Source organism: Hymenobacter sp. M1-2 (assembly GCF_057808495.1).
In genome coordinates this window covers 72681-98855 of record NZ_JBTYZO010000009.1, presented here as the reverse complement: position 1 = coordinate 98855, position 26175 = coordinate 72681, and the positions used below count along the sequence as shown (strand labels likewise).

Sequence of the window (26175 nt, the reverse complement as noted above, 5' to 3'; positions counted from 1 at the left end):
GCAGTGGGTGAAGTAGAAAAAAAGCCAGCGGCTAGATTAGGCCTGCGAAGCGCTAGGCTGGTTTTCCGGCGCCGGCCGGTGGCCTCGCAGGCCGTACCAGCAGATGTAGGCGTAGCAGAGCACCGGCAGCACAAAGGCCCAACGCAACGCATGTACGCCGCCCCCGCCCGCGGTGCTATCGGCCACCAGGCCGAAGAACAGCGGCACAATGGCCCCGCCCACAATGGCCGCCGACAGCAGCCCCGACGCATCCTCGGTGTGACGGCCCAGGCCGGCTACGGCCAGCGTGAAGATGACCGGGAACATCACCGAGTTCATCAGCCCCACGGCCAGCAGGCTCCACATGGCTATCGAACCGGTGGTATTCACTGAAATCAGCACCAGCACCACGGCGCCCACGGCGTTGAAGGCCAGCACCCGCGCCGGACTCACCTGCCGCAGCACCCCAATGCCCAAGAAACGTCCCACCATGGCCGCACCCCAGTAAAAGGCCACTTGGTAGCCGGCCGCGCGCGGACTCAGGCCCATTATCTCCGCCTGGCCCAGGTAGCTCACGATGTGCGAGCCAATGGCCACCTCGGCGCCCACGTAGGTAAAGATGCCCACCAGCCCCAGCAGCAAATGGCGGTAGTGCCAGGCGCGGCGCGTGTCGCCGTCTTCGGCCGGCGCGTGGCCGATGCGGGGGAGCTTGAGCAAGGCCAGCAGCCCACTGATGAGCACCAGCACCCCGCCGATGCCCAGGTACAGCTGCTGTACCGGCGACACGTCCAGCGCTGCCGCTTCGGCGGCGCTCAGGCTTTTCAGGTCCGGCAGGTGCGACAGGATCAGGGCCGTGCCCAGCAGCGGCGCCACGAAGGTGGCCAGCGAGTTGAAGGCCTGCGTCAGCGTGAGGCGTGACGAGGCCGTTTCGGGCGGGCCCAGAATGGACACGTACGGGTTGCCGGCCACTTGTAGCGTCACGATGCCACTGGCCAGCACAAACAAGGCTCCGAGAAACACGGCGAACGTGCGACTTTCGGCGGCGGGATAAAACAGAAAGCAGCCCAGCGCCGCCACCAAGAAGCCCACCAGCATGCCACGCTTGTAGCCCAGGTGCTTCACCACCAAGCCTGCTGGCACGCCCATCAGGAAGTAGGCCCCGAAAAAGCAGAAGTTTACCAGATTGGCCTCGGTGTAGCTGAGCGTGAAGATGCTTTTCAGATACGGTATCAGGATGTCGTTGAGGCAGGTGATGAACCCCATCATGAAGAATAATACCGTAAGCGAAGCCAGCGCCGAAGTGTAGCGCGGCGCGGTGGTACCGGTAGCCGCGGCGGGCGGTGGGAGTGTTGGGGAGATTGGGGCGGCCATACAGCGCAGAGTGGGTGGGAAAGGTGAGGGGCTAGGCCGGGCCAGCGACCGGCGGTACCGCAGTGAGCTGACGTATAGCAGCGGGTGCGGTAAGCGCGAGGAAGATACGGACGCAACTTGGGCTGGCCTGCACTGGAGTAACGTTTACCGTAGCCTTCCAAGCTGAAGCGCTTAGCCAGCGTCGCGCCGCCAGTAGCAGCACTATAATGGAAAGAGTACCAAGCCAAATATATCGGAGCTAATCTGGAGAAAACAAGCCAAAAAATGGCTTTTTACTGCCGTAAAGGCGCTTTTATGCGGTTACTGCACACGTAGAACAACGCCTCAGTTGGTCGAAAAGCGGCGTGTTGAAGCGGAGATTAAAGGATGGAAACGCTTAAAAAACAATCCGAAAATTTCAAATCAGTTGGCTTTTCAAGCACAAGCACGCAGATGGTGACCAGCGAAGTGGCAAGAAAATTCGTTTTGCGCAACTACCCCAGCTCGACCCACTACAAACACACCCGCGCCCGAGCCTAAAACGAAGAAGGCTGCCCCAATGGGAACAGCCTTCCGAATTCGTAGCCAAAATGTGAAAGCCGGCTACTTCACAAATCTGCGCGTGATGGTTAGACCATCTTTACCGATTACCACCAACGTGTACACGCCGGCGGGCAATCCAGCCACGTCCACTTGACCTTGCGCGAGCGAGCCGCTAGCCATCGGCTTACCCCACTTGTTCAAAATGCGGTACTGGCCATCGGCTAGCGTCGCGTCCGCTTTCAGGTGGAGCTTGTCGACGACCGGGTTGGGGTACAATTCCACCGCCTGAGTGGCACTGGCATTGGCTGCCGAGGCCGTGCGGGCACTGGCACCGGAGCGGATGCGAATCCAGTTGAGGTTCCAGCCGCCGGCCTGGGCGTACACCCCAAAGTTGTAGGTGCCGGCCGTTACATTGACTGTCTGCGAAATCGTTGTCCAGTTCTGCCAGCCACCCGTAGCCGGCACCGTCAGGTTGCCCAGCGGAATGGAGCCGCCGTTCAGGTCCGACGACAAGGTGCTGCCGCTCAAGCTGGCCACGCGGTACTCAATGGTGTAAGTGCCCGAGGTGGGGAAGTTGATGTTGCTGTACACCAGCCAGTCACCGGCATCAACCCAGCCCACATTCTGCCCGCCGCCAGCGTCGGTGGTCGGCTCCACCTGCACGCCGCTCATGTTGCTGTAGGCTTCGGCTTCGAGTTGCCGGCTGGAACCGGCGCTGGCCGTTTGCACCCGCAACGACGTGGCTTTATCATTCCAGTTGCTGGCACCCAACGGGTTGTTCACGAGGCAGCCGTTGTCGGCGCGTAAGGTGAGGCTGGCCCCCGAGAAATTGTCGTTTTCGTAGAGCACCACCTCGTAGCCGCTGTTTACCTTGAGCGACGAAATGTCGTTGTCGAGCACGCCGCGAGCTTGCAGTTGGCTGAGCGTGTAATTACCGGCCGGCAAAGCCACCGCTGTGCCCGTGTAGTTGCAGTCTTTGTACGCCGTGGCCACGCCGTTATTGGGCGGCGGGTTAGTGCCGCCGCGCTGCAGTACCACTTGGTGAATGGCCGAGAGCAAGGAATTGGCACCAATAGCATCCTGGCTCAGCTCCCAAATCATGATGCCACTGCCTTGGTCGAAGGCCAGGTTGGTTTTGCGCTGAATGGTCGGAATGCCATTGTAGTACACGCCGTTGAAGACGTCGGCATTAGGGCTGGCGCCGCGGGCCAGCAGTTGCGCGTACGATTCCCAACTGGGCCGGCCGTAGAAAGGCACGCCCAGCACGGTTTTGTTGGTGGGTAGGCCGCGGCCCTTCCAGTAGCTGATCGACTGCGTGGCGTAGTCGAAGGTGGAGTGGTCGAAATTGTTGGCGTCGTAGGCCATCAGGTTCAGGAAGTCCACGTCACCGAACACACTGCTGGCCACGCCGCCCCCGCCGGTGCCCACCACGGCGGCGGTGCACAGCTTGCCGCGGTTGTGCATTTCAATGGCCAACTGCCGCATCAGGGCCGCGTGGTTGGTGGCCGAGGCGCCCGGGTCGGGGTGCTCCCAGTCGATGTCGACGCCGTCCAGGTTGTACTGGTTGGCGAAGTTGACCAAGTTGGTCACGAAGGTGCTCCGCAGGCCTGGGTTGGCGCCGATAGTTTCAAAGGCGCTGTCGTCGCCGTTGTTCCAGCCGCCCACCGAGATGAGCACTTTCACCCCGTTGGCATGCGCCGTGGCCACCAGGTTTTGCAGCTTCGTGGGGTTCTCGACGGGTTGCAGACCACCCGAAGCCGTCGGCAGCACGAAGGCGTAGTTGATGTGAGTGAGCTTATTGTACTGCACGTCGCTCACATTACCCGACCAGGAGGTGACGTAGCCCACCACCCGAAACTGGGCGAAGGCCGGCGCCGTGGCCAGCAGCAACATAGCTACCAGGGCTTTCATTAGTAGAGAGAATGTTTTCATAGGAAGAAGGTTGTGAAAAGGGTTGTTAGATGGCGTATGTAAACGGCCAGGCCAAAAAGAGAAAAGGAAGCCAGCTTATCGCCGGCTTCCTTCGTCTATCGGGTTACTGCTTGCTAAACCGGTGCGCCACCCGTTGCCGGTCGGCGGTGACGACCACCAGCGTGTACAGGCCGGGGCGCAGGGCAGACACATCCACCGAGCCTTTTTCCAGCGTGCCGCGGCCCGTCACGCGCCCCAGCTCGTCCAGAATGTGGTATTGGCTGCCGACCAGGGCTGCTGTTGAGTTGAGATGCAGCCGATCAGCGGCCGGGTTAGGATATACCTCGGTCGTTTGAACCGCCGCGGACGCCGCCGTGGCCGTAACCGTGGCCGGGCGGGCGCTGCCGCTCTTGGTGATACGGATCCAGTTGAAATTCCAGCCGCCGGTCTGAGCATACACGCCGAAGTTGTAGGTACCGGCATTCACGTTCACCGTTTGCGATACGGTCCGCCAATTCTGCCAGCCACCAGTAGCGGGGATGGCTACGCTGCCCAATCGGACAGAACCGCCGTTCAAATCCGCCGACAAGGTGCTGCCGCTCGGGCTGGCCACGCGGTACTCAATCGTGTAAGTGCCCGAGGTGGGGAAGTTGATGTTGTTGTAAGCCATCCAGTCGCCGGCGTCGATCCAGCCTACGTTTTGGCCGCCGCCCGTATCGGAGCAGGCTTCCACCTGCACGCCGTTCATGGCGCTGTAGCTCTCGGCCTGAAGGAAGGTAGCGGGTGCGGGCGCCGGGGTATTCGTCAGCTGGTACACCCGCACGTAGTCGACGGCCATGGTAGCGGGCAGCTTGCTTTCGTCTACGGTCTGGCCGGGTAAGTTGCCGGCCACGGCCATGTTGAGCAGCAGGAAGAAGGGCCGCTGAAACTCCTCGGTGCCGCCGGCGCCGTTGGCGATGTTTATCTCGTGGTACTGCACCCCGTCCACGAACCACTTGATGAATGAGGGCGTCCACTCGACGCTGTAGACGTGGAAATCGGCGGGCGTGGTGGTGGTATTGCCTCCGTACTGGGCGTAGCTGCCGTTGCTGTCCCAGTGCACCGTGCCGAGTACCTTGTTCTCGGTGTTGATGTGCTCCATGATGTCAATTTCCCCGCAACGCGGCCAGCTTACCTGGTTGATATTGGCACCCAACATCCAGAAAGCCGGCCACAAGCCTTGGCCGAGCGGCATCTTAATGCGGGCTTCGATCTTGCCGTAGGTGAATTCCTTCAGGCCCTGCGTTTTGAGGCGGGCTGACGTGTACGGTTGGCCGCCCACGTTTTCCTTTCTGGCCGTGATGCGCAGTTCGCCATTTACCACGGTGGCGTTGGCGGCTTGGTAGTACTGCTTTTCGTTGTTGCCCCAGCCGCCACCGCCGGTTTCGAATTGCCAGCTGGAACTGATGCCGCCGTTGAATTCATCGGCCCAGACTTGCTGGTAGGTTTGGGCTTGGATCGGGGCGGGACTAAGCAGCAGCAACGCGGCGGCGCCCAGCAGGAAAGTGAATGTACGCTTCATGTTTTCGGGGGTGGGAAATGGTGTAGGAAGAGCTGCGGTAGACTCAGAAGCACTCCCGCGGCGTGCGTTACGGCCACGGTTGTACTTCTGAGTCACCACAAATTCGTCAGATCAAAATGGGCAGCTTACGCGCTGCACCTGGGGAGCCGCGACTACTACAGCTTGGTGAAGCGCCGGCTGAGCTTGCGCTGGTCCTTGGTCGTCACCACCACCTGATAGAGGCCCGCTGGCAGCGTGGCCACGTCCAGGGTGCCACTCAGTGTACCTCGGCTCACCCTACGGCCTTCCATATTCACGATATGGTAGGTCCCGCCGAGCAGTTCAGCGGCGCCAGCTACCTGGAGCTTATCACTGGCTGGGTTGGGGTAGAGACTCAGCAACTCGCCGTCTGCGGCCAGGGTCGAGGCCGTAACAATAGCACTTCTGGCAGCCGTGCTGGTTCTGCTGATGCGCACCCAGTTGATGTTCCAGCCGCCGCTCTGGGCGTATATGCCGAAGTTGTAGGTGCCGGCATTCACGTTCACCGTGCGCGAGACAGTCGTCCAGGTCTGCCAGCTGCCGGTGCCGGGGATGCTGGTGTTGCCCAGCAGGACAGCCCCGCCGTTCAGGTCCGACGATACCGTGCCGCCGGCCGCGCCACTGGCCACGCGGTATTCGATGGTGTAGGTGCCCGAGGTGGGGAAGTTGATGCCGTTCCACACCAGATAATCCCCCTGATCAACAAAGCCCATGTCCTGACCACCCCCGGCGTCGGAGCAGGCTTCCACCACCATGCCGTTGTTAACGTTGGCGCTTTCGGCCTGCAGCAACACGCTGAAAGTCGATGTGGCCGTTTGCACCCGTAGCGAGGAAGTTTTATCGTTCCAGTTGCCGGTGCCGAGCGGGTTGTTTACCAAGCAGCTGTTGTCGGCGCGCAGGGTCAGGGAGGCGCCGCTGAAGTTGTCATTTTCGTAGAGCACCACTTGGTAGCCGCTGTTCACCCGAAGCGAGGAAACGTCCTCGTTCAAGATGCCGCGGCTTTGCAGTGCGGCTAAGTTATAATCACCAGCGGGCAGGCTAACGGCCGTGCCGGTGTAGTTGCAGTCGCGGTACATGGTGGCCACGCCGTTGTTGGGTTGCGTCGTGCCAGCGTAGCCCCCGAAGGTGGCCACTACTTTGGTGGGCTGGGGCGTTTGCAGCGTCGCTGACTGGTCGGCCACATCGTCGTAGGCGAAACCGTAGCTCAGCTGATCCACGCTGATGCCGGGCAAATGCCAGAAGCGGGCGTAGTAGTTGGCTGGGGCGGTTTGGTAGTACTTGGAAGCGTCGTACCAGTTCTGCTGGCCGGGGTTCGGCGTGGTGGTATTCACTACATGCCGGTTGATGGCGGCCGTCAGCTGGGCCTGCACCACCAGGTCGCAGTCGCCGTCGCTTACGCGGTTGTCGAGCACACCTTTGCCCTCGAATGCTTCCTGCGTCGTAGGCTTGCGCGCCACAATGCCCGTGCGGCCGGCGTAAGCTCCCGACTGACCCACCACTCGCAGCTGTCCGTTGGTGATGCGTCCTTTGAAAACACCAGCGTTGCCGGCGAAGAAGATCAAATCCTCGTTCGCGTACTTGTTCCAGATGGCGTCGATGTACGAGCCGAAATAGTTGGCGTAGGGGCCGGGCGTAGTGCCGTTGGTGCCATCGAAGAAGGCCGGCGTTTTCGAGGGAAAGGCGATTTCACCGGTGGCGTTGTTCACCGTGCCCTGGAACTCGGTCGGCACGTTGGCTTTGTAGGCCGATACGATTTCGGCCGCCGTTTTTAGTTCACCCGTTCGCTTTTGGTAGCCGTTGCCGAACAGCTCCAGGCCCATCGGGTAGCGGAACGCATCCACGCGGGTGGTGTTGCCGAAGAAACCGAACTGGTTGTTGGTCAACTCGATGAACTCGTAGCGAATGTCCCGGTTCGGGTCGTTCGGGTTCTGCGCATTTGGTGCTGCGTAGCCCGAAGGCGCCCCCGTCGCCCCGAAGAAATAGAGGTAGAGCTGCTGCCCCTGCGCAATGAATACCCGGCACCCCGCGATGTAGGGCAGCGAAAAGGTCTTGTTCGGAATCTCGCTCAAGCGCGTGAAGCAGTTGGCGTAACGCGAGTTACTGCCCGGGCCCGTGTTGCCGTTGTATGTCGGCCCGAGCACCGTATTGTAAGAAGCGTCCATGGGCAGCACCGCCGAGTTGCGCGCGTTGATCCACACGTGGCGCCCGGAAGGGTCGAGTCCCACTATCGCCACGTACAAATCGGCGTCGGGAAAGGGCGAGTTGTTGGCAATCGTAAACGGCAAACTGGTGTTGCCTTGAGCCAAACTCCGGTGCGCGAGCAGCGCGCCGAAAAGGGCCGCTAGCAGAAAGAGGAAAGTAATTTTTTTCATGGGTAATGGATTGGTTGTGGTGGGAAATGGATTGGCACAAACTGCCTCGATAGTCGCATCGGGGTCAGGAAAGGAAGCAGGGTAGGAGGGGTAGCGCTGGCAAACCGGCAAGACGTGGCACCTGCCGGCGCGTGCAGTTTCAGGGAGCGGCGGCAAGAGCTGTTGTCCGACCAATTTGGCGGTCATGCATAGGCAATCTAACAGCCTTTGGGCAAGAAAGAAAAGCCCTCAGCGGTTCAGAAAAGGCCTTTGCAGCGGCCGCAATACACTTAAATCACACGTCATATCCTGCGTGCGTCGGGCATGGCAAGCCCTGCTGTACGCGTCCCACCAGTTACCGTCTATCTCGTCCGACAGTGTACCCTCACCACTTAAAAAACAATGATCTACTAATAATATAATTTGGCTACCCTCTTACCTAGGCTTGTCTCAGCTTGCGTCGACAGCAGCTCAAGTGGAACAGGTGATGGGCCCGGTGCCGCCTGTAAGCGAATCGAGAACGGTGCCGTGGCCCTTGTAGCCAATGACCTTGCCTGCGCTCAACAACGCTTGACTGGCTCCGTACTGCGCAGCCTCGACCCGCACACCGACGGGGAGCGGGCCAACCTCGCCGAGCAGGGAAATCATCCTGGCCGAGTTTGTGGGAGTGAGTTATGTATCCAATATTCCTTTGGCTAGGTTTCGCTATCTGACTGGCCGCAGACTCACCACCTTCAAGTGAGGCTTTAAAAAGCTTGTGCGTGAGCCAGCGCTGCTGGCTCACGCACAAGGGATTGGCGCTAGGCGTATGCTTCAGGCCAGTCTATCGGGAGTAATTGGGAAGGTGCGGACGCGCTTGCCAGTGACGTTCTTCGAGGGCGCGGCTGGAAAACGGCTTGTTCGACCGTTGCTTCGGAAGGTTACCAAGTGGGAGTTCTGGTCCGGAGCGGACTTACGCATTGGGGGCCAGGCGGTAGCTAGTGCTGCGCCCGCCGGCACTGTCTCTCACCAGGATGCTTTTGCCTATCAAGTCCGCTATGTCGCGGCCAGCCGTGTCCTGGGAGCACTTGGACATGCGCGCCCATTTAGAGGTGGTGAGTTTGCCTTCGAACCCATCGAGCAGCCGCACCACCAACCGCCGCTGGCGTTCAGTCAGCGGTGTCTGACGGTGACGCTCCCAAAAGTCGGCCTTGGCCAAGACCTGGGCTAAGGTCTGCTCGGCGCTCGTCAGCGAGCGGCCCAGGCACTCCAGAAACCAGGTTACCCACGCCGTCACGTCCAGCGAACCGCGCTGGCAAGTTTCCAATAGGTCGTAATATGCTCGGCGCTCGGCCTGGATCTGTGCCGACATGCTGTAGCACCGCTGCCCGGTCCCGTCGGCTCGGGCCAGTTGCAGATCGGCGATGGCGCGGGCAATGCGGCCGTTGCCGTCATCGAAGGGGTGAATAGTCACGAACCAGAAATGGGCCACGGCGGCTTTCAGCACCGGATCCAGGTCCTGCGAGGCGTTGAACCATGCCAGGAACTGCTGCATCTGCGCATCCAATACTTCAGCCGGCGGAGCTTCGTAGTGCACTCGCTCGCGCCCCATCGGCCCCGAGACAACCTGCATGGGGCCAGTACGCCAGCTGCCCACACGCACGGTGTATAAACCACTATATCCAGTGGAGAATAAAGCGTGATGCCAAGCGAAAAGACGGTCGGCGGTCAACGGGTCTGACGCCTGCTGCGTGGCATCGAGCATCATGGCGACTATCCCTGCCACCCGCTGGTCGGTGGGCGGCAATCCGCCTTGCTCCAGGCCCAGGCGGTGGGCCAGCGATGAGCGAACCGACGCCGGCGGCAGCATCTCGCCCTCTATTTCACTGGACTTGAGTACATCCAAGGTTAGCGTCTGGAGGGTGGCTTCCGCGCGCAGATCCAGGCCTAGCCCGTCAAGTCGGCCCAGCAAGCGTCCCTGTTGATGGCGCACCGCGCCTAATAAACGTTGCAAAGCAGAAAGCTGCCAGGTGAAATGCGGCCAGTCGGGCAGTTGATGGATGTAGGTGCTTATTCTCCGCATAATGTGCGGCAAATGTACCGGTTATTCTCCGCACACAATCGAAGACCCGCGCTCAAGCAACGCTGAAACTGACCTGCATCTCCTTTGAGTCGAACAACTAATTCTTTTGGTAGTCCACCCAAACCAATTGCTATAACGCTGTCCTCTTTGCCGGTTGTTGAAAAGCATGCCTAGGCAAAAAGTACTTTGGCGTGATGGCGCAGGCCCATGGAAGGGAACTTGGAGCTACCTCGGGTAGGGATTCTTCTCCTAAACGGGCAGACTTCGTGTGTGCGCCTCAGCGTTTACTGGGCCGAGAAGCGGAAGGCCGCCGGGCTGAGCCCCGTTTTGCGTTTGAACAGCCGGCTGAAGTAGTGCGGGTACTCGAAGCCGAGCCGAAACGCCGTTTCGTTGACGGTAAGTGAGGTAGTGAGCAAGAGTTGCTTGGCCTGCTCAATTAACTGGCTGTGGAGGTGCTGCTGAGTGGTTTGGCCGGTGAGGGAGCGCAGCATATCGCCTAAGTAAGCGGGCGAGACGTTCAGCGCATCGGCAAAGTGCTGCACCGTGGGCAGGGGCTGCTGGCCGGGCTGGGCGAAGTAGCCGGCCAACAAGGCCTCGAAGCGGCTAAGCAGGTCGTGGGCAGGGGCGCGCCGGGTCAGGAACTGGCGGTGGTAGAAACGATTGGCGTAGTTGAGCAGCACTTCCAGCTGCGACACCAACACTTCCTGGCTGAAGCTGTCGATGGGGCGCTCGTACTCGTCTCGGATGATGGCCAGCACGTTGCCGAGCACGCTTTGCTCCTGGGCCGACAGGTGCAGCGCTTCGTGCACGTCGTAGGCAAAGAATCCGTAGCTGGCAATCTTCTGGCCCAGCGGGTGCTGGCGCAGCAGATCGGGGTGAAAGAGAAGAGTCCAGCCACTGAGCGCCTGGAGCGCGTCCAAGTCCTGCTCGCGCTCCAGCCAACACCCCTGGCCCGGCGCTAAGAAGCTCAGCACGCCCTCGTTGAAATCGTAGGTTTGGTGCCCGTAGCGCAAAGCAATGCCTTGCAGGTTACGCTTGAGTGAAATGCTGTAGAGCTGACGCGTAACCGGCGTCGTGGCGGCCGCCACGTCGGCTGTCGACCGCTCGCGCAGCTGGTCCAGGTCGATGATGGCGAGCAGCGGGTGGGCCGGAGCCGGCAGGCCGTAAAACCGCGTGTACTCGGTGACGGTGGCCAGCACCCGGAAGTCTTTGGCGGACGTTTTCATAAGCGGCGACGCTAGAAGTGGTGAAATAACCGCGTTTTGGAGAGTGCTCCCCACGGTCCTATGATTACATGCCTTCGGGATAGGCCGCCCCGGCGGTACTTCCAACCGGCAAGATGGCATCGAGTTCAGCCAGTTCAGCCGGGCTGAGGTGGAAGTCGGCCGCGGCCACGTTGGCTTCGAGGTATTTCACGCGCTTGGTGCCCGGGATGGCTACCACGTCCTGGGCCAACACCCAGGCCAAGGCCAGTTGAGCGGGCGTCACACCTTTGGCCTGCGCCAAGGTTTCCAGCTTGCGCACCAGCTCCAGGTTTTTGTAGAAATTCTCGCCCTGGTAGCGCGGCCAGAAACGGCGGAAATCATCGGCCGGAAAGTCGTCGAGGGTTTTAATCTCGCCCGACAGAAAGCCCCGGCCCAGCGGCGAATAGCCCACGAAGCCGATGCCCAAGGCGCGGGTGGCTTCCAGCACGCCGCTTTCCTCCACGCCGCGGTCGAAGAGCGAGTACTCGGTTTGCAGGGCCGAAATCGGGTGCACGGCGTGAGCCCGACGCAGGATGTCGGCCGGTACTTCGCTCAGGCCCAGGAACCGCACTTTGCCTTCTTCCACCAGTCGGCTCATGGCGCCCACGGTGTCTTCGATGGGGGTGTTGGGGTCGAGGCGGTGCAGGTAGTAGAGGTCGACGTAGTCGGTGCTCAGGTTGCGCAAAGACCGTTCGATGCTTTTGCGCACGTATTCTGGCCGGCCGTTGAGCGCGTTGGTCATGTGGCCCGCGTCGTCAATTTCGAAGCCGAACTTGGTGGCGATAGTGAACTGCGCACGCTGGCTGGCAATGGCCTTGCCCACCAGCCGCTCGTTGTCCTGCGGGCCGTAGATGTCGGCCGTGTCGAGTAAAGTCACGCCCAATTCCTGGGCACGGTGGATGGTGGCCAGGCTTTCGGTCTCGTCGGCGGGGCCGTAGATGGAGCCGCCGGGAAACCCAGTCATGCCCATGCAGCCCAGGCCCTCGACGGAAACTTCCAGGCCCTGGCTACCCAGGGCTACTTTTTTGATGGTGCTCATGTGCTTGGTTTAGTGGCTAGTGAAACGCGTTACTTACCAGGCAAAGGTCAGGACGCTCAACCGCCGCGGGGCCACACAAACTGCCGTTTCTGCAACACAAAACGCAGTCCCCACCTTGCGCTCTTACCGCCAGCCCCGCACCGCGTTGGGCCCAAAGGTGGCTTGCTTGAGCAGCGGCCCCATGCGGTCGTAGTAGGGGTCCACGATGCTGGCCTCATCCAAAGCACGCAGCTGCGCCGGGCTGAGCTGCACCTCCAACGAGGCCAGGTTGTCGTGCAACTGCTCCACTTTACTGGCCCCGATAAGCGAAGAAGTCACGCCCGGCTGGGCCTGCACCCAGGCCAGGGCTACCTGCGCGAGCGGGCGGCCCAGCTCGGCGGCTACCGGCCGCAGGGCGTCGAGTATCTGCCAGTTCTTATCGGTGAATTTCATCTCGCCGAATGGGTTCGGGCCGCTAAGCCGGCCGTCGCCGCTGCCTTTCGTGCCGGCCGCCTCGCGTTGGTATTTGCCCGCCAGAAAGCCCGCCGCCAGCGGGCTCCAGGGCACCAGGCCCTGGCCCGTTTCCAGGGCAGCGGGCACGTGCTCGGTCTCGATGCGGCGGGCCACCAGCGAGTACTCAAGCTGCATGGCGATGGGGCCTGGCACGCCGTGGGCCTGGGCCAGCGTGGCGGTCCTAGTGGCAAACCAAGCCGGCATGTCGGAAAAACCGAAGTAGCGGATTTTGCCTGCTCGCACTAGGTCGCCCAAGGTTTGCAGAATCTCCTCGGCCGGGGTCACGCCGTCCCACACGTGCAGCCAGTACAGGTCCACGTAATCGGTTTGAAGGCGGCGGAGCGAGCCTTCCAGGGCTTGGTAAACGTGCTTGCGCCCGTTGCCGCTGGCGTGTGGGTTGCCCTTTTGGGCCCCGAAGCCAAACTTGGTGGCCAGCACCAGCTGGTCGCGCAGCTTGCGCCCGGCCACGTAGCCGCCCAGCAGCTCCTCGCTACGCCCGCCCGCGTACACATCGGCGGTGTCGATAAAATTGCCGCCGGCTTCGACGTAGGCATTGAAAATGGTTTGGGACACGTTGTCGGGCGAGCCCCAACGCGGGGTGCCGAAGGTCATGGTGCCCAGCGCCAGCGGGCTGACGACCAGGCCGGAGCGGCCCAGGGTACGGAAATCTGTCAGGCTCATCTTACTGCGGTTTGAGGAAGTAAAGGGTGGCTCCGAGAAGCTACCCGGTGGTTACCTAACAAAGGTCCGGGCGCGAGGAGCAACGCAAACCATACAAATCGCAGATTCTTGCACACAAATCCCAGGGCTGGTAGTCCGAGCCTGAAGGCTGCTACTGGGGGCCTACTGCTGTTCTGCGGCGGGCTGCAGAAAGCCGGCTAGCACCTCGCGCATAGTCTGCGGCGGCCGGCTCAACAGGGTTTCCAGCGTGGGGTCCACGGCCGCGAAGTCGCCGCGCCGGGAGGCCTTGAACGAGCCCAGCAGCAGCTCAGCCACCGGTGCGGGCACGCCCTGCGCCACTTTGGCCTGTAGCCACGCCTCGTCCGTAATCGTCTCGTGCCGGACTTCGCGGCCGGTGATTTCGGAAGCCAGGGCGGCCAAGTCGGCCATGGTGACGGCCGCGGCGGCGGTGAACGGCGGGGTGAGACCCTCGAAGCGGCCGGATTGGGTTAAGATGCGCGCGTCGGCTTCGGCCAGGTCGGCGCGGGTGGTCCAGCTCACGGGGCCGTCTTCGGGAGTTTGCAGCAGGCCTGCCTTCAGCCCGTGGCCCACCATCTGCAGGGCGCTTTCGGCGTAGAAGCCGTGGCGCAAGGCGGTGTAGGACACGCCCGAGGCGGCCAGCATCGCCTCGCTAGCGGCGTGGTTACTGGCCGGCTCGAAGAAAGAGTCAGGCCGGGCGCCCATGTGGCTGGTGTACAGAATGCGACGAGCCCCGGCAGCGCGGGCGGCCTCGATGGCAGCCTGGTGCAGACGCCAGGCCTCTTCCCCGAGCTTGTTGGCCGAGATAATCAGGACTTGCTCGGCCCCAGCGAAGGCCGTGCCCAAACTTTCCGGCTGGGCGAAGTCGCCCGCCCGTACTTGCACGCCTTGCTCGACCAAAGCGGTGGCCTGGCTGGGCTCGCGCACGCTGGCGATGAGTTGATTGGCTGGTACGCTGCGTAAGAGGTTTTCAATGATGGCGGCTCCTAATTGGCCGTTAGCTCCGGTGATGACAAGCATGGTGGATTGGTGAGTTGGTGGAGTAGCAAGGTGGTGCGGAGAGCAGCAAACACAGTGGGCCCGCTCCTCAATGGCTATTGGCCGCGGCCGGCGCGCAGGCGCTCAGTCAGCTCAGCCAGCGGGGTACCTTGCAGACGGTCGTAGTTGAGGCGGAATAGCCAGGTAGCGTGTGCGGCATCGGCGGCGGTGCGAATCGGAAACGTGACCCAGTCGCCGGGGCCCTGGCCGTAGGGGAACGGGTGGGCTAGGCCCTGTGCCAGCAGTGGCAGGCCGAGGGCAGGCGTGGTGGCCAGGTGCACTTCCCCGTTGAGGTGGATGTGGCCCAGCTCGACTTCTCCGACGTAAAAATCGGCCCCGTCCACGCGGGTGCGGTTAAACAAATCCCAGTGGGTGGCGGCCACGATGCCGGGCCAGGACTGAACGGCTTCGGCGGTTTGCTGACCCGGGCCAGCCAGTACGGGTGGGGCTTGGATGGGGCCTTTTTCTTCAAGTTTCATAGCCAAGAGTCAATTAAAAGAGTTGCGGAAGGCGCCGGGCGAGAGGGCCGTTTTGGTTTTGAACAGCTTGCTGAACGACTGCGAATGCTCGAAACCCAGTGCGTAGGCGATTTCGCTCACCGACAGCGCCGTGGTGGAAAGCTGCTGCTTGGCGTGTTCGATGAGCTTGTTCTGGATGTGCTGCTGGGTGCTCTGGCCGGTGAGGGTTTTGAGCAGCACGCTCAGGTAATTGGGCGACACATTCAGCTGGTCGGCGATATACTGCACAGTGGGCGGGCCGTGCTGGGCCAGGGCCTCGCTGGCGAAGCAGGCCGTAAGCAGCTCTTCCAGGCGGTCGAGCAACTGATGGTTGGCGATGTGGCGGGTGAGGAACTGCCGGTGGTAAAAACGCTCGGAATAGGTGAGCAGCAGCTCCAGCTGGGCCAGGATGACGCGCTGGCTGAAGGCGTCCAGGTTGGCGCGGTACTCCTGGGCGATGCGTTGCATCAGGTCGGTTATCATACCCTCCTCTTTGTCGGAGAGGTGCAGGGCTTCGTGCACGGCGTAGCTGAAAAACGGGTACTGCCGGATAGTTTTGGCCAGCGGCGTGCGCCACAGAAAATCGGGGTGCACGAGCAGCAGCCAGCCCGCATGGCGCAGCGTTTCATTGGCTTCGATGGCCAACAGCTGGCCGGGGGCCATGAACACCATCATGCCCTCGTCGAAGTCATATACCTGCTGGCCATACTTTAGCTTACCGTTGAAATTCTTTTTCAGGGCAATGGAGTAGAACTGGTTCAGCATTGGGGCCGGGGGCGCATCCGCCGCGTAGCCGATGGCCTCGAACGGCACGAGGCTCAGCAAGGGGTGCTCCGGTTTGGGCAGGCCCATGAGCTGGTGAAAGGCCGAGATGGTCTCGACCCGTTGCGGCGGTTCGTGTTTCATGGCGCGGTGGCGGTAATTATCCGAAGGACAAAACTTCGGCAGTAGTGGCTGGTATTCCGCTCAACTTCCTGCCACCCAAAGGTCCGAACGCCACCGCGGGCCGGCGTAGCTGAATCGTGGTTTGTTGTAGCCGTTTCGTGACTTGGGCGTCCTTCGGCCGGGCCGAGGCACGGTTTACGGTGGAATAGTCCCGAAAGAGCAGTCTTTATGATGGCTCGGAGCCGGACGCTACCGGCTCGATGTCCATTTGCTTGAGCAAGTCATCCTGCACGGTGTAGAGGTGCTTGACCAAGCCGTCGAACAGCAACTGCCCCTGCGCATCTTTCACCACTTGATGGACCAGTACTTCCAAGCGCCCATCGGCCCGTTCGCTAATGCCCGTGGGCTCAACGTGCGGGTCCAGTTCCTGCCACTGCCGCTGCCAGTAGGCGCGCACTTCGGCGTGGCCCGTGGCGTAGTCGCCCTCCCAGGCCTTCGACCAACGCACCTGCGGGTGCAGCGTGGCCAGGACCGTGGGAATATCGCGCGCATTGAAGGCGGCGTAGGCTTGTTGGATGAGTTGTTGGGGCGTGTTCATAAAAGGCAGAAAAATAAGTCAATGTAAGCCAATCACTACACGCTGCCGCAAGAACTATTTCACTTGGCGGTCAGCAGTTAACTCAGGCTGGCTACTAGGTTGCGAAGGCGTGGCGGCTGGTGAGCCAACATCAAACGAGTGAGCAGGTTTGGGCAACATGCCGCTTGGCAACATGATGGGTGAGCCTATTTCTTTCATTCAATTGCCGGCTGTGCTGTAAAGTTTAGAGGAATTGAGCATCGGCTCCAGATGAATAATCTCGCGCCCGAGCTTTTATTCCGGAAGCCTTCTTCCATTGTGCGTAACTCATTACCACTCGCTGGCCATTCCAGCTTGGGTATAAGCTGCAAGAAACGAGGCCGGCAAGAAGCAAAACCAAATGCTGAGGTAGATTGTCACTGCTTTCCGCGTAGTAATCAAATAAGGCCGAACTGTATCGGCGAGCCAACCTCTTCCATCCCATGTCCATCACCTCCCAAGCCGACCTAACCGGCCTTCAGCGCATCAGCCACGCCGTGGGCACCACCCTGAAGCAAATGCGCGAGCACGCCCAGTCGGGCATGACGACCCAGGAGCTGGACGAATACGGCGGCAGCATCCTGGCGGCCCTGGGAGCCAAATCGGCCCCGCGGCTGACCTACGGGTTTCCGGGCTGGACGTGCATCAGCGTGAACCACGAAGTAGCGCACGGCATCCCCTCCTCGCAGAAAGTACTGCGGGAAGGCGACTTGGTCAACATCGACGTATCGGCGGAGCTAGGCGGCTACTGGGCCGACAACGGTGGCTCCTTTGTGCTCGGGGCCGACATTCACCAGCATCAGCCGCTGGTCGATGCCTCCCGGCACATCTTGCGCACGGCTCTCAGCCGCATCCGGGGCGGGGTGCGCATTGCCGATATTGGTGGGTTGATTGAAGCCGAAGCGCGAAAGGCGGGTTTTCGGGTTATCAAGAACCTGGTAGGGCACGGCATCGGCCGCAGCTTGCACGAGGAGCCCAGGGAAATACCCTGCTACTACGACCGTTACAACCAGAAACGCTTCCAGAAAAACTCCGTGGTGGCCGTGGAGACGTTTATTTCCACCCGCGCCAGTATCGCCCATCCGCTCGGCGACGGCTGGACGTTGACCACCAAAGACGGCAGCTTCGTGGCCCAGCACGAGCACACCATTATAATAACCGACGGCCAACCCCTTATTCTCACCGAGGCCAACCGTATTTGGGAGTAAACGAGAGCTATCCAGAGGCAGTTGGAAAGCAATGCCCTGCGCAGCTTGCCCTACCCAGGTATTATTCACCACTAAAAAAATCCGATGGGCAGGGGCTCCTGTACCCATGGAGGCTGGCTTAAACTACCTACGAGCCGGTGGCCCGGACTTTTCTGCGCTTGGCAGCGGCTGTTTGGAACTGTGCCGACATGCCCGGCATCCTAGCCAAGCCACGCTATACGCCGAAGGTGGTTCAACGCTCCCGCTGCTAGGCATCAATAGCCTCTCAACCACCTGCTGCCCGCGGACTGTGGGTATTGGGGGCTGCTGACGGTGCGGCGAGGTTGCCGGCTCGAATGGCCGATTCAAGGGCCAACGCGGATTCAAAGGGCCTGGCAGTTTTGCAGTAGGTAACCTAGTTTGCCTAGCTAGTGGCGGGGCCGACGGGCTCGCTGCGCCTCAAAGTACCTCCAGCCGCAGTACTTGGCAGCCCGTCTGCTGAAGGCGGGCGAAGTAGGCATTTGACTCCAGCAGTTGATAGGGGAAGTACAGGCCGGCCGGGGTCGGCGGCTTGCCATCTAGCCCAGTCAGTCGTTCCAAAACCATCGCGACTCCCAGCCCGGTTAACGGCGCCGCGCCTTCCCGATGCACCACCGCATGACGGGTGCGAAGAGGTTGGCCCGCGTGGTCTTCTCCCGCGAGTTCAATAATGATTTCGGTCGACATGGGCTCGCCGCGACGGCGGGTCGAGCTCACCCCCGTCGCGAGATTGAACTGCACGTTGGGTGCGCCAGTGGCCACGGCCAGACCGACGACGTCGATGGAGGAAAATCCGGAGGCTTCCACCGGGGTGCCGTCGACGGCTCGGAACTTGACTTTCGCCTCGTCGGGAGCGCGCCAGAGGTAAGTGCTGTCGCGGCGCGTGAGCGCGGCGGGCATCATCTTGTGCAAGTGCTCGAAGTCAGCGGCCACCGCCGGACCGCCCGTATCTTGCTCATCGACCAGCGCGCCGATAGTGATGGCGTGGACCCAGCTAAATTCCTTGGCGAATTCGAGCGTGGGCACCGTCGTGGCGCCCACGAGCCATTCGTAGCCAAGCACGACGGGGGCGGCAGTTGGCTGGTGCATGTAGGTTGCGATTTCGGGGGCAATTTCGAAGACGCCCGATGAGATGCTCAGATGCGGCACCTTGCGCGCCTGCGCAAACCGGAGCCCAGCGAGCGTATGGTCCATGTAGAAGATGGCAACCGCGCTGACTGGGCGCGGGCCTAGGCCTAGGTCATCGGCAGCCAGGTCGAGCACTACACCCTCAGCATGACCGATTTCGACCGCGGCTTCGTTGACCTTGGCCAGGTCGCGGCCGCCAATGAGGAGCGGGGCGTTGGGGTGAGCGGCGCGCAGAAACCGGGCCGTCTGGCGGCCGATTGCGCCGGAACCGCCAATGAGGAGGATGGGATGTGGAGACATGGATGACTTCCTTAAGTTGATTTAAAACCTACCAATGGTAACTTAACTTTAATTACCATTGGTAGGTTTCAGAAAAGCCAAAACAAATTACTGTTGGTAACTTAGAGTGTTTACTCAAAGGCCGTTTTAACAATAAGGGGCGATCAAATGAAGAACACTGAAAAAGCAATCGTGCGAGCTTCAGCTTCCCGTCGGTTGTCCAAGGCGGCGCGGCGGCAGCAACTGCTTGATACGGCGCTGTTAATCATCCGGGAAGCAGGGGCGGACCGGTTGACGCTAAAGCACTTGGCTACCCGAGCTGGCGTTTCCAAACCCATCCCCTACGAACACTTCGGCACCCGGGCCGGGCTGTTGGTTGAACTCTACCGGTTGCTCGACCGGCAGCAGGTAAAGGCGCTACAGGAGGCCCTGGAACGCGTTCAACAGGACTTGAGTAGCACGGCCAGCGTCCTGGCGTCCACCTATATTCACTGTTCCGTGGATACGGGAGGCGAATGGCACGCTGTGGGCGCTGCCCTCGTGGGCAGCGAGGAAATGAGCGCCGTGCACCAGGAGTTACTTGCTGGGTACGCCCAGTTGTTCGCCGCGGTGCTCGCACCCCACAGCCCCCTGCCACCCGCTGACTTGCATCGGTGCTGTGTCGGGCTAGTCGGGGCGGGCGAAGCCCTCTCCGTAATGATGCTCGCCGGGCAGTGCAGCGAACAGGAGGCGGCGCACACCTTTTCTGCCCTAATCCGCGGGGGACTGAGTGGGCCTTCGCCCGGCAAATAATGCCACATCCGCAGTAACCCGCCCTCCAATATGATTCCTGGGCCATTCAGCATCAAGGGGGCCAAGTTGTTTGCTGAGTTGGACTCCAGCTACGCCTACAAATATGATTTGCTGCGCAGCTACGTGTTTGAGTTGGCGCACACGGCCCTGAAGCTGGAGCCCGCCACTGTGCTCTACCGGAAAGGCACCGCCACCCGCATTGCCACGCTGTTCACGGAGTTGCTGGAGCGCTCATAAGCCGCAGAAATAAAACCAGGGATACCGACCGGGGAAAGGAAGCTCCTACCGGCCCGGCGCCAACCAAGCGGCTAGGTTTTCGCGCAAGTGCTCGGGCGACGACGTGCCGGGGATGGGAATGATGTGCGGCCCGAAGTCGAGCAGCCAGCGCAGGGCGTACTGGTTGGGCGTCAGCCCGGCGGCCTGTGCCGCCTGCACCAGCGCCTCGGGGCGTTGCCCGGCTGCTACGGGGGTGTGGGCCACGAAGGCAATGCCCAGGTCGGCCGTGGCCTGTACCAGTTCCTCGTGGCGGCGGTCGGTGTAGCTGAACGCGTTCTGCACCGCCGCCACGGTGACCACGGCCCGAGCCTCATGCAGCTGCGCCAACGAGACGTTGGAAATGCCCACATGCCGGATTTTGCCCTCTCGCTGCAAGTCAGCCAACGCGCCTACTGACTCGGCGAAGGGCACTTCCGGGTCGGGGCGGTGCAGGAAATACAGGTCGTGGGTGTCGCGCCGCAGGCGGCGCAGGCTGTCTTCGGCCGCTTGCCGGAGGTAGTCGGGCCGGCCGTTGGCGTACACCTTGCCCGGCGCGTACTTTACGGCGCCGCCCTTAGTGGCTACCACCACACCGGGGGCATACGGAAACAGGGCGTCGGCCACCAGCGTCTCGGAATTGCCGGGCCCGTAGGAGTCGGCGGTATCGATAAACGTGACGCCGCCGGCCACGGCTTCGCGTAGAATATGGCGGGCGGCGGCCGGGTCATCCGGGTTGCCCCAGACACCGGCGCCGGTGGTGGCGCGCATCGTGCCGAAGCCTAAGCGGCCAACCGTCAGGTCGCCGCCAATGGTAAACGTGGGGTGTGGGTGCATGGTCTTGTCGTTGAGAGTGAAGAACAAGACAAAGGTCCGCTGCCGGGCTGGCAGGCGTCCGGTAGGAAGTGCAGAACCACGGGTACTTTTTGGCGGGCGGCTAGGCGGCGCGGAAATCGGAAGGCGAGCGGCCGACGGCGGCTTTGAAGAACTTGGCGAAGTACGAAGGGTCGGTAAAGCCTAGCCGATAGCCAATTTCGCTGACCGAGAGGGCCGTGGAATTGAGCAGGGCCTTAGCTTCCAGCGCCAGGCGCTCCTGCAGCAGTTGCTTGGGCGTTTTGCCCAGGTCCCTCTTCACCGTGTCGCTGAGGTGGTGGGGGTGCAAGTGCAGCCGCTCGGCAAAATCGGCCACGGTCCAGGCCCGCTCGTCCTGCCCGGTCACCAGCCGGAAAAAGTGCTCTTCCAGCAAATGCTCGAACGCTTTAACAACGGGAACCGGACGCTCGGGCGCGGCGGGGCCGCTGGCATGCCGTTCGTCATAGGCCTCCTGAATTTTGAGCAACAGCACGGCCAGGTAGTGCCCCAGGATGGCCTGCCGGTGCCGGGGCGGACCGTCCTGCTCGGCCAGTAGCGTTTCCAGCAAGGCCAGCATAGGCGCCGCCTGGTCGGGGGCCAGGGGCAGACGTACGTCGGCGTCCAGGGCAAAGTACGGCCGCACGCACTGGGCCGCTTCCGGGCCCAAGCCGCGCAAAAACTCCTCGGTAAACAGGAGCACGAAGCCTTTCCAGGCACTCAGCTTGCGGTAGTAGCGCAGGTGCTGCGGCCCTTGAAAGTACAGGTCGCCAGCTTGCATGTGGTACTCCGATAAGCCGATGGTGTACACCGCCTCGCCTTCGCTCAGGTAGCAGATGGAGTAGGTGTCGCTGCGAAAGACGGACGTTTCCTGCAGGTGCGTCTGCGGAACCTGCTCGTGGCGGTGCAAGTGGATGTGTGGGTGCCGGGCTTCCACGGTACGCAATGCCCGCAGCAGGGTAGGAATGTCTCGAAAGTAATCGACTTCGGTAGCAGCCATGCGCAAGGCAGGTAAGGGCATTGAACCCGCTGCTAAAGAAGTTGCGGCGGTTAGATTAAGTGGATAAGAAAGTCCTACTTGCTTATTGAAGGTTTATAACCACTCAAGAGTCACTTGTTTTTGTCCCTTTTCAAAACAATGATAACCACCTTATTTTAAGGAAGTAGGGTGCGCACGAAGCCCACGAAACACGTAAGCCAAAACGCGCTGAAATGCAGAAGGCGGTACAGCCGCAGAAAGTCGGGCGTCATCATTAGGCCTAGTAAGGAAAGGGGCATCTGCAGCCTCGGAGGGGCCATAACAGATTTTCCCAGTACCACCTTGGGCGTAGGTGCCCTATTCTTCTCCGTCTGGTAGCTTCACGAGACTGAAGGAGTCCAGATAGACAGGAAGAATATGAGCAGTTGGCGCGAAGCCCTGCGTAGCAAACAAGCCCACGTAGCGCGGCTCAATGGAAAACGTGCCGCTCGAAGCTTCTTTAAACGCAAAGCTTTCCATGGCACCGGTGGCGTAAAGAAACCGGAAGCGCCGGCCTTTTTTCTCAATCTTCAATGCCGACTTGTGTAGATTGGCAGCAACCAGCGGCTCACCGGGCTGCTGCAGGGTGAAGAGCGGCAGGTGGACGAATTCCTCGGGCTTGCTGCGGTTGGCAGCTTCAGCCGAGCTCAGCCCTTGAATTAGAATTTCGGGCGGGCGGGCGTAGCCGCCGAAGTAGTCATTGTAGGACAAGGACAGGCGCAGCAGCTTGCCCGTAAAGTCTGCGTTTTCTGCCAGCAGCAGACCGGCCTGCTGCCAGTTGTGGGCGGGAAAGAACCGGTCGAAGTGGATTTCGGTCGAAAAGTTTTCCGCCGGTACCCGCCGCATCAGCAAGTTGGGGAGGCCGGCAGGGCGCGTGGCCGCCGGCCAACTGTCGCCGGGCAAGGTGTAAAGCGTCAGGTAGCCAGGCCGGCCCGCGTGCTGGGGCCACCAGGTGCGGTCAGCGTGCTGCACCGTCCACCCCCGGCTGCGCAGGGAGTCCGCAGTCGTGTTGGCAAAGGCGTCGTGAAAGTCGGGGGCAGCGAAAATTCCCAGCAGCCCGCGCCCCTGCCAGAAACCCAGCGCGACGAGCACCGCCCCGGCAACGAGCAGCCCGAGCGATTTCCATCGCCTGGACGAGCCGCGCTCCTCTGTATGAGGAAGAAGCGAAGCGGCTAAGCGGCTACGGTACTGAAGCCAGTAGGGGTAGTGGCTCTCGTGCGTTTTGCGTTTTCCCTCGTCGGTGTGCGGGGCCCGCAGGACAAAGCGCGCCAAAGTGTCAAGCGTGGCTACGGCCGGATTTTCCTTTCTGCCTTCGGTCCGGCCGAGCACGTAGAGCGAGTAGTTTTTCAGGCTCTTGGCACCCACTACTAGACCGGTCTGCTCTAGGATAGCCGCCGCCAATGCTCGGCTGTCGGCCTCGGTCAGAGGGACCCGCAATGCCTCGCCCAGGCCCACCTGGCAGGCTTCCTTGAAGAGAGCAGTAAAGGTGGCATCGTGGCGGTCCTGATCCATGTAAAGCCAATTCTACGACATTTCCGCGGCAGTTCCGAAGGTTTCCGGCGCGGTTCCGCAGTTCCCGCGAAGCCGCCGGCACCTTTGCCACATGTCAAAATTAACCGCTTCCGCACCCTGCCTTGGCCCCTTCAGTGGCCTGCCGTCCGCTTTGCGCGCTCCCGGCCCCAATCCGTCATTGCGTTATGGCCTAGGCTCCCCGCCCGGCCTAGCGGCGGGTAACGGTGCCGCCTGCCAGCAATTCTTTTTAGCGGGTCAACTCCTGCACCCTTGCTTGGTCAGAAACCTTCGCTGCGGCCTACTGCTCGTGTTACTGCTGGCGGCCGCTCTTGGACCGAACCGGGTGCGTGCCCAGACGTCCCCGGAACTTCCCGCAGGGCTCACATCCCCGGGCGGGACCGGCTCGCTCACGGGCACGGTGCTCGACTCGCTTGACGCCCGGCCCGTACCGTTCGCAACCGTGCTGCTGCTGCCCGCCGCGGCCGGCGCCGACCAGGTCCTCTCGGCGGTGGCGGCCGACGAGAACGGCCGCTTCACCCTTGCACAAGTGACACCCGGCCCCTACCGGCTGCGGGTGAGTTATGTGGGCTATGGCACCCGTACCCGCGCCGTAACGGCGGCCGGCGCAACTGCTGTCGGCAGCATCCGCCTGCCCGTCGTGGCCACCAACTTAGGCGAGGCCGTGGTAGTAGGTCGGAAACCGGTGGTGGAAGTGCTTCCCGACCGCCTTGTCTATAACGCCGACCAGGACGTAACCAACGCCGGCGGCACCGCGGCCGACGTGCTGCGCAAAGCGCCGCTGTTGGCCGTCGACGGCAACGACCGGGTAACCTTGCGCGGGTCGAGCAGCTTTCGGGTACTGATTGACAACAAGCCTTCGCCCACGCTGGCCAGCAACCTGGCCGACGCCCTGAAGGCCATCCCGGCCGATCAAATTCAGCGCGTGGAGGTGATTACGACGCCCCCGGCCAAGTACGACGGGGAAGGCACGGCCGGGCTGATCAACATCGTGCTCAAGAACGGCACGGACCGCGGCGTGAACGGACGCACGGAGATAAGCAGCAGTAACCGCAACACCACCGGCAACGCCTCGCTCAACTTCAAAAAGGATAAAATCAGCTTCAGTTCGGCCGGCGGGGCAGGGCGCTGGTACGGGCCGGCGGCGTTCCGGCGCGAGCGCACCGACTTTTTCGTCCCGCGCCCCGACAGCACGCCCTCCCAACTCTCCCAGCGCGGCCAAGGACGCTACGGCGGTGGTTGGGGCTACGGCCGTTTGAGCGTGGATTACGACCCGGTGGAACAGCATTCCTTTTCGTTGACTGGCTCGTTGGTCGGCTACCGAGGCTATAACCAACAGGACTTGTTCAATTACTACGACGCCGGCGACTCGGCCCGGAACCAACAGTTTGTGCGCGACACTAGGACGGTGTTCAGCAACTTGAGCGGGGAACTTACCGGCACCTACACCCGCACCTTTGCCCGGACGCCGCGTCGCGAGTGGAGCATCCTGGGCCAAGCCGCCCGCCCCGTCGGCACATTCGGCTACGACTTCAACCAATACCAGGGCCCCACACCGCTGCCCGCGGCGCCGGCGCTGCAGGAGCGTAGCCGCGGCCGTACGCCCGGCCGCGAATACACCCTGCAAACCGACTTCACCCAGCCCTTCGGCGACCAGCAAACCCTGGAAGCCGGCCTGAAGAGCATCTGGCGCCAAACTGGCTCCGTGGCCGAGGTGGCTGATGCGGCGGGGGCCGGGGCGGAATTGTCTTTGCTCCCCGACCGCGCCACCGACTTCGGGTACGCCCAGAACGTGCGGGCAGCCTACCTCACTTACTCGTTCCACCCCTTCAAAAGCGCGAAGCTGAGCATGAGTTTGGGCGCCCGGGGCGAGTACACGACCCTGCAAGCCGAGGTGCGCCCCACCGGCACAGCCTTCCGCCAGGACTACGCCACCCTGCTGCCCAACGGCAACGCCCAGCTTGTGCTGAGCGAGGCCACTACCCTGCGCCTGAACTACTCGCGGCGCATCACCCGGCCGTTTATCGACTACCTCAACCCGTTCCTGGACCGCTCCGACCCGCGCAACCTGAGCGTGGGCAACCCGGCGCTCAACCCGGAGTTGACCGACTCCTATGAACTAATTTACAGCGCCTTAGTCAACGGTATCGCCTTCAGCCTCACCGGCTCGGTCCGGCGCACCGGCAATGCCATCGAGCGTGTGCTGCTGCCCGCCAGCAGCATGGCGAGCGAGCTGCCCGGTGGGGGCGTGGGCACGGACGAAGCCGTGACCGTGGGTACTTACCGTAACGTGGCCGCCAACACCATCGCCCAGTTCACTTTCTACGGCTCGGTTAAGCCTACCAGCAACTGGGAGTTGAGCGGGGGTCCAACCGGGGAATACGTCGTGCGCAACTCGCCCGCCTTGGGAGTTCGGCAGCGCGGCTTCTCGGCCAACGTGAGCCTGAATACGTCTTACAAGCTGCCCAAAGACTTTACCGCCCAGGCTTTCGTACAGGGTTCGCTACCCACTATTGCCTTGCAGGGCCGGGGGCCGGCTAACCTTTCTTACAACGTGGGCCTGAAAAAAACTTTCTGGGATAACAAAGCGGACGTGGCGGTCAACCTTGTTTCACCCTTCAACGGCTCCTGGGTTAACCGCAGCACCTTGGCTACCATGGCCTTCTTGGAGCGACAAGAAACCATCACCTATCCGCGCGCATACCGCGTCTCGCTAAGCTACCGCTTTGGTCGTGACCAGCAGGGACGACCACGCAAGGCGGTTAAAAACGACGACGTGAAAGGAGGAAGCCCCCGGCCGGGCGGATAACTTCCCA

22 protein-coding genes are annotated in these 26175 nt (G+C 61.7%); 4 read left to right on the top strand and 18 right to left on the bottom strand.

The window, feature by feature from the left end:
- Nucleotides 1-36: 36 nt before the first annotated feature.
- The 13 genes from ACYSMN_RS10680 to ACYSMN_RS10620 all read right to left on the bottom strand — a co-directional run bounded on the left by ACYSMN_RS10680 (nt 37) and on the right by ACYSMN_RS10620 (nt 16267).
- A complete protein-coding gene (locus tag ACYSMN_RS10680) occupies nt 37-1350 on the bottom strand; it encodes a sugar MFS transporter (protein WP_488923865.1) in 1314 nt (437 codons plus the stop codon).
- Between the two features lie 582 nt (nt 1351-1932).
- Entirely contained in the window at nt 1933-3804 is a 1872-nt protein-coding gene (locus tag ACYSMN_RS10675) for a glycosyl hydrolase family 18 protein (protein WP_488923864.1), read from the bottom strand.
- A gap of 103 nt (nt 3805-3907) precedes the next feature.
- The gene (locus ACYSMN_RS10670) at nt 3908-5344 is read right to left on the bottom strand and encodes a carbohydrate-binding protein (RefSeq protein ID WP_488923863.1); all 1437 of its coding nucleotides are present in this window, start codon (nt 5342-5344) and stop codon (nt 3908-3910) included.
- Between the two features lie 155 nt (nt 5345-5499).
- Complete coding sequence (locus tag ACYSMN_RS10665) at nt 5500-7734, bottom strand: beta-1,3-glucanase family protein (RefSeq protein WP_488923862.1); 2235 nt, start codon at nt 7732-7734, stop codon at nt 5500-5502.
- 450 nt (nt 7735-8184) lie between these two features.
- Nucleotides 8185-8361: a hypothetical protein gene (locus ACYSMN_RS10660; RefSeq protein ID WP_488923861.1), complete on the bottom strand. Its 177-nt coding sequence runs from the start codon at nt 8359-8361 to the stop codon at nt 8185-8187.
- 304 nt (nt 8362-8665) lie between these two features.
- Complete coding sequence (locus ACYSMN_RS10655) at nt 8666-9775, bottom strand: Fic family protein (RefSeq protein WP_488923860.1); 1110 nt, start codon at nt 9773-9775, stop codon at nt 8666-8668.
- A gap of 284 nt (nt 9776-10059) precedes the next feature.
- A complete protein-coding gene (locus ACYSMN_RS10650; RefSeq protein ID WP_488923859.1) occupies nt 10060-11001 on the bottom strand; it encodes a helix-turn-helix domain-containing protein in 942 nt (313 codons plus the stop codon).
- A gap of 64 nt (nt 11002-11065) precedes the next feature.
- On the bottom strand, nt 11066-12058 hold the full coding sequence (locus ACYSMN_RS10645) for an aldo/keto reductase (RefSeq protein ID WP_488923858.1): 993 nt from the start codon (nt 12056-12058) through the stop codon (nt 11066-11068).
- 123 nt (nt 12059-12181) lie between these two features.
- Nucleotides 12182-13231, bottom strand: a complete 1050-nt coding sequence (locus ACYSMN_RS10640) for an aldo/keto reductase (RefSeq protein WP_488923857.1) — start codon at nt 13229-13231, stop codon at nt 12182-12184.
- A 162-nt stretch (nt 13232-13393) separates the two neighbouring features.
- Complete coding sequence (locus ACYSMN_RS10635; protein ID WP_488923856.1) at nt 13394-14269, bottom strand: NAD(P)H-binding protein; 876 nt, start codon at nt 14267-14269, stop codon at nt 13394-13396.
- A gap of 74 nt (nt 14270-14343) precedes the next feature.
- Nucleotides 14344-14766 carry a luciferase domain-containing protein gene (locus ACYSMN_RS10630; RefSeq protein WP_488923855.1) on the bottom strand — a complete coding sequence of 141 codons (423 nt, stop codon included), beginning with the start codon at nt 14764-14766 and terminating at the stop codon, nt 14344-14346.
- A gap of 9 nt (nt 14767-14775) precedes the next feature.
- Nucleotides 14776-15690 carry a helix-turn-helix domain-containing protein gene (locus ACYSMN_RS10625; RefSeq protein WP_488923854.1) on the bottom strand — a complete coding sequence of 305 codons (915 nt, stop codon included), beginning with the start codon at nt 15688-15690 and terminating at the stop codon, nt 14776-14778.
- A gap of 205 nt (nt 15691-15895) precedes the next feature.
- Nucleotides 15896-16267 carry a nuclear transport factor 2 family protein gene (locus ACYSMN_RS10620; RefSeq protein ID WP_488923853.1) on the bottom strand — a complete coding sequence of 124 codons (372 nt, stop codon included), beginning with the start codon at nt 16265-16267 and terminating at the stop codon, nt 15896-15898.
- Nucleotides 16268-16728: 461 nt separating this feature from the next.
- Between ACYSMN_RS10620 and map the strand changes: the two genes are divergently transcribed.
- Nucleotides 16729-17493, top strand: coding sequence for a type I methionyl aminopeptidase (gene map / locus ACYSMN_RS10615; RefSeq protein ID WP_488923852.1), 765 nt, complete (start codon nt 16729-16731; stop codon nt 17491-17493).
- A 438-nt stretch (nt 17494-17931) separates the two neighbouring features.
- Here the strand turns inward: map and ACYSMN_RS10610 are convergent, their stop codons facing one another.
- On the bottom strand, nt 17932-18939 hold the full coding sequence (locus ACYSMN_RS10610; RefSeq protein WP_488923851.1) for a hypothetical protein: 1008 nt from the start codon (nt 18937-18939) through the stop codon (nt 17932-17934).
- 147 nt (nt 18940-19086) lie between these two features.
- Here ACYSMN_RS10610 and ACYSMN_RS10605 point away from each other — a divergent pair, with 147 nt between their 5' ends.
- Nucleotides 19087-19710 carry a TetR/AcrR family transcriptional regulator gene (locus tag ACYSMN_RS10605; protein WP_488923850.1) on the top strand — a complete coding sequence of 208 codons (624 nt, stop codon included), beginning with the start codon at nt 19087-19089 and terminating at the stop codon, nt 19708-19710.
- 30 nt (nt 19711-19740) lie between these two features.
- Complete coding sequence (locus ACYSMN_RS10600; RefSeq protein WP_488923849.1) at nt 19741-19947, top strand: hypothetical protein; 207 nt, start codon at nt 19741-19743, stop codon at nt 19945-19947.
- A 45-nt stretch (nt 19948-19992) separates the two neighbouring features.
- Here the strand turns inward: ACYSMN_RS10600 and ACYSMN_RS10595 are convergent, their stop codons facing one another.
- The 4 genes from ACYSMN_RS10595 to ACYSMN_RS10580 form a co-directional block, all read right to left on the bottom strand.
- A complete protein-coding gene (locus tag ACYSMN_RS10595) occupies nt 19993-20826 on the bottom strand; it encodes an aldo/keto reductase (RefSeq protein ID WP_488923848.1) in 834 nt (277 codons plus the stop codon).
- Nucleotides 20827-20899: 73 nt separating this feature from the next.
- Nucleotides 20900-21811 carry a helix-turn-helix transcriptional regulator gene (locus tag ACYSMN_RS10590; protein ID WP_488923847.1) on the bottom strand — a complete coding sequence of 304 codons (912 nt, stop codon included), beginning with the start codon at nt 21809-21811 and terminating at the stop codon, nt 20900-20902.
- 155 nt (nt 21812-21966) lie between these two features.
- Entirely contained in the window at nt 21967-22089 is a 123-nt protein-coding gene (locus ACYSMN_RS10585) for a hypothetical protein (protein WP_488923846.1), read from the bottom strand.
- A 58-nt stretch (nt 22090-22147) separates the two neighbouring features.
- Complete coding sequence (locus ACYSMN_RS10580) at nt 22148-23341, bottom strand: hypothetical protein (RefSeq protein ID WP_488923845.1); 1194 nt, start codon at nt 23339-23341, stop codon at nt 22148-22150.
- 91 nt (nt 23342-23432) lie between these two features.
- Between ACYSMN_RS10580 and ACYSMN_RS10575 the strand changes: the two genes are divergently transcribed.
- Nucleotides 23433-26168, top strand: coding sequence for a TonB-dependent receptor (locus tag ACYSMN_RS10575; RefSeq protein WP_488923844.1), 2736 nt, complete (start codon nt 23433-23435; stop codon nt 26166-26168).
- Nucleotides 26169-26175: the final 7 nt, after the last annotated feature.

Bases quoted from the DNA above. Each gene is read 5' to 3' on its own strand.
- ACYSMN_RS10640 (WP_488923857.1), bottom strand. From the start codon at position 13,231: ATGAGCCTGACAGATTTCCGTACCCTGGGCCGCTCCGGCCTGGTCGTC.
- ACYSMN_RS10670 (WP_488923863.1), bottom strand. From the start codon at position 5,344: ATGAAGCGTACATTCACTTTCCTGCTGGGCGCCGCCGCGTTGCTGCTG.
- ACYSMN_RS10635 (WP_488923856.1), bottom strand. From the start codon at position 14,269: ATGCTTGTCATCACCGGAGCTAACGGCCAATTAGGAGCCGCCATCATT.
- ACYSMN_RS10600 (WP_488923849.1), top strand. From the start codon at position 19,741: ATGATTCCTGGGCCATTCAGCATCAAGGGGGCCAAGTTGTTTGCTGAG.
- ACYSMN_RS10620 (WP_488923853.1), bottom strand. From the start codon at position 16,267: ATGAACACGCCCCAACAACTCATCCAACAAGCCTACGCCGCCTTCAAT.
- ACYSMN_RS10660 (WP_488923861.1), bottom strand. From the start codon at position 8,361: ATGATTTCCCTGCTCGGCGAGGTTGGCCCGCTCCCCGTCGGTGTGCGG.
- ACYSMN_RS10575 (WP_488923844.1), top strand. From the start codon at position 23,433: ATGTCAAAATTAACCGCTTCCGCACCCTGCCTTGGCCCCTTCAGTGGC.
- ACYSMN_RS10645 (WP_488923858.1), bottom strand. From the start codon at position 12,058: ATGAGCACCATCAAAAAAGTAGCCCTGGGTAGCCAGGGCCTGGAAGTT.
- ACYSMN_RS10680 (WP_488923865.1), bottom strand. From the start codon at position 1,350: ATGGCCGCCCCAATCTCCCCAACACTCCCACCGCCCGCCGCGGCTACC.
- ACYSMN_RS10590 (WP_488923847.1), bottom strand. From the start codon at position 21,811: ATGGCTGCTACCGAAGTCGATTACTTTCGAGACATTCCTACCCTGCTG.
- ACYSMN_RS10655 (WP_488923860.1), bottom strand. From the start codon at position 9,775: ATGCGGAGAATAAGCACCTACATCCATCAACTGCCCGACTGGCCGCAT.
- ACYSMN_RS10625 (WP_488923854.1), bottom strand. From the start codon at position 15,690: ATGAAACACGAACCGCCGCAACGGGTCGAGACCATCTCGGCCTTTCAC.
- ACYSMN_RS10585 (WP_488923846.1), bottom strand. From the start codon at position 22,089: ATGCCCCTTTCCTTACTAGGCCTAATGATGACGCCCGACTTTCTGCGG.
- ACYSMN_RS10650 (WP_488923859.1), bottom strand. From the start codon at position 11,001: ATGAAAACGTCCGCCAAAGACTTCCGGGTGCTGGCCACCGTCACCGAG.
- ACYSMN_RS10580 (WP_488923845.1), bottom strand. From the start codon at position 23,341: ATGGATCAGGACCGCCACGATGCCACCTTTACTGCTCTCTTCAAGGAA.
- ACYSMN_RS10630 (WP_488923855.1), bottom strand. From the start codon at position 14,766: ATGAAACTTGAAGAAAAAGGCCCCATCCAAGCCCCACCCGTACTGGCT.
- map (WP_488923852.1), top strand. From the start codon at position 16,729: ATGTCCATCACCTCCCAAGCCGACCTAACCGGCCTTCAGCGCATCAGC.
- ACYSMN_RS10610 (WP_488923851.1), bottom strand. From the start codon at position 18,939: ATGTCTCCACATCCCATCCTCCTCATTGGCGGTTCCGGCGCAATCGGC.
- ACYSMN_RS10605 (WP_488923850.1), top strand. From the start codon at position 19,087: ATGAAGAACACTGAAAAAGCAATCGTGCGAGCTTCAGCTTCCCGTCGG.
- ACYSMN_RS10675 (WP_488923864.1), bottom strand. From the start codon at position 3,804: ATGAAAACATTCTCTCTACTAATGAAAGCCCTGGTAGCTATGTTGCTG.
- ACYSMN_RS10665 (WP_488923862.1), bottom strand. From the start codon at position 7,734: ATGAAAAAAATTACTTTCCTCTTTCTGCTAGCGGCCCTTTTCGGCGCG.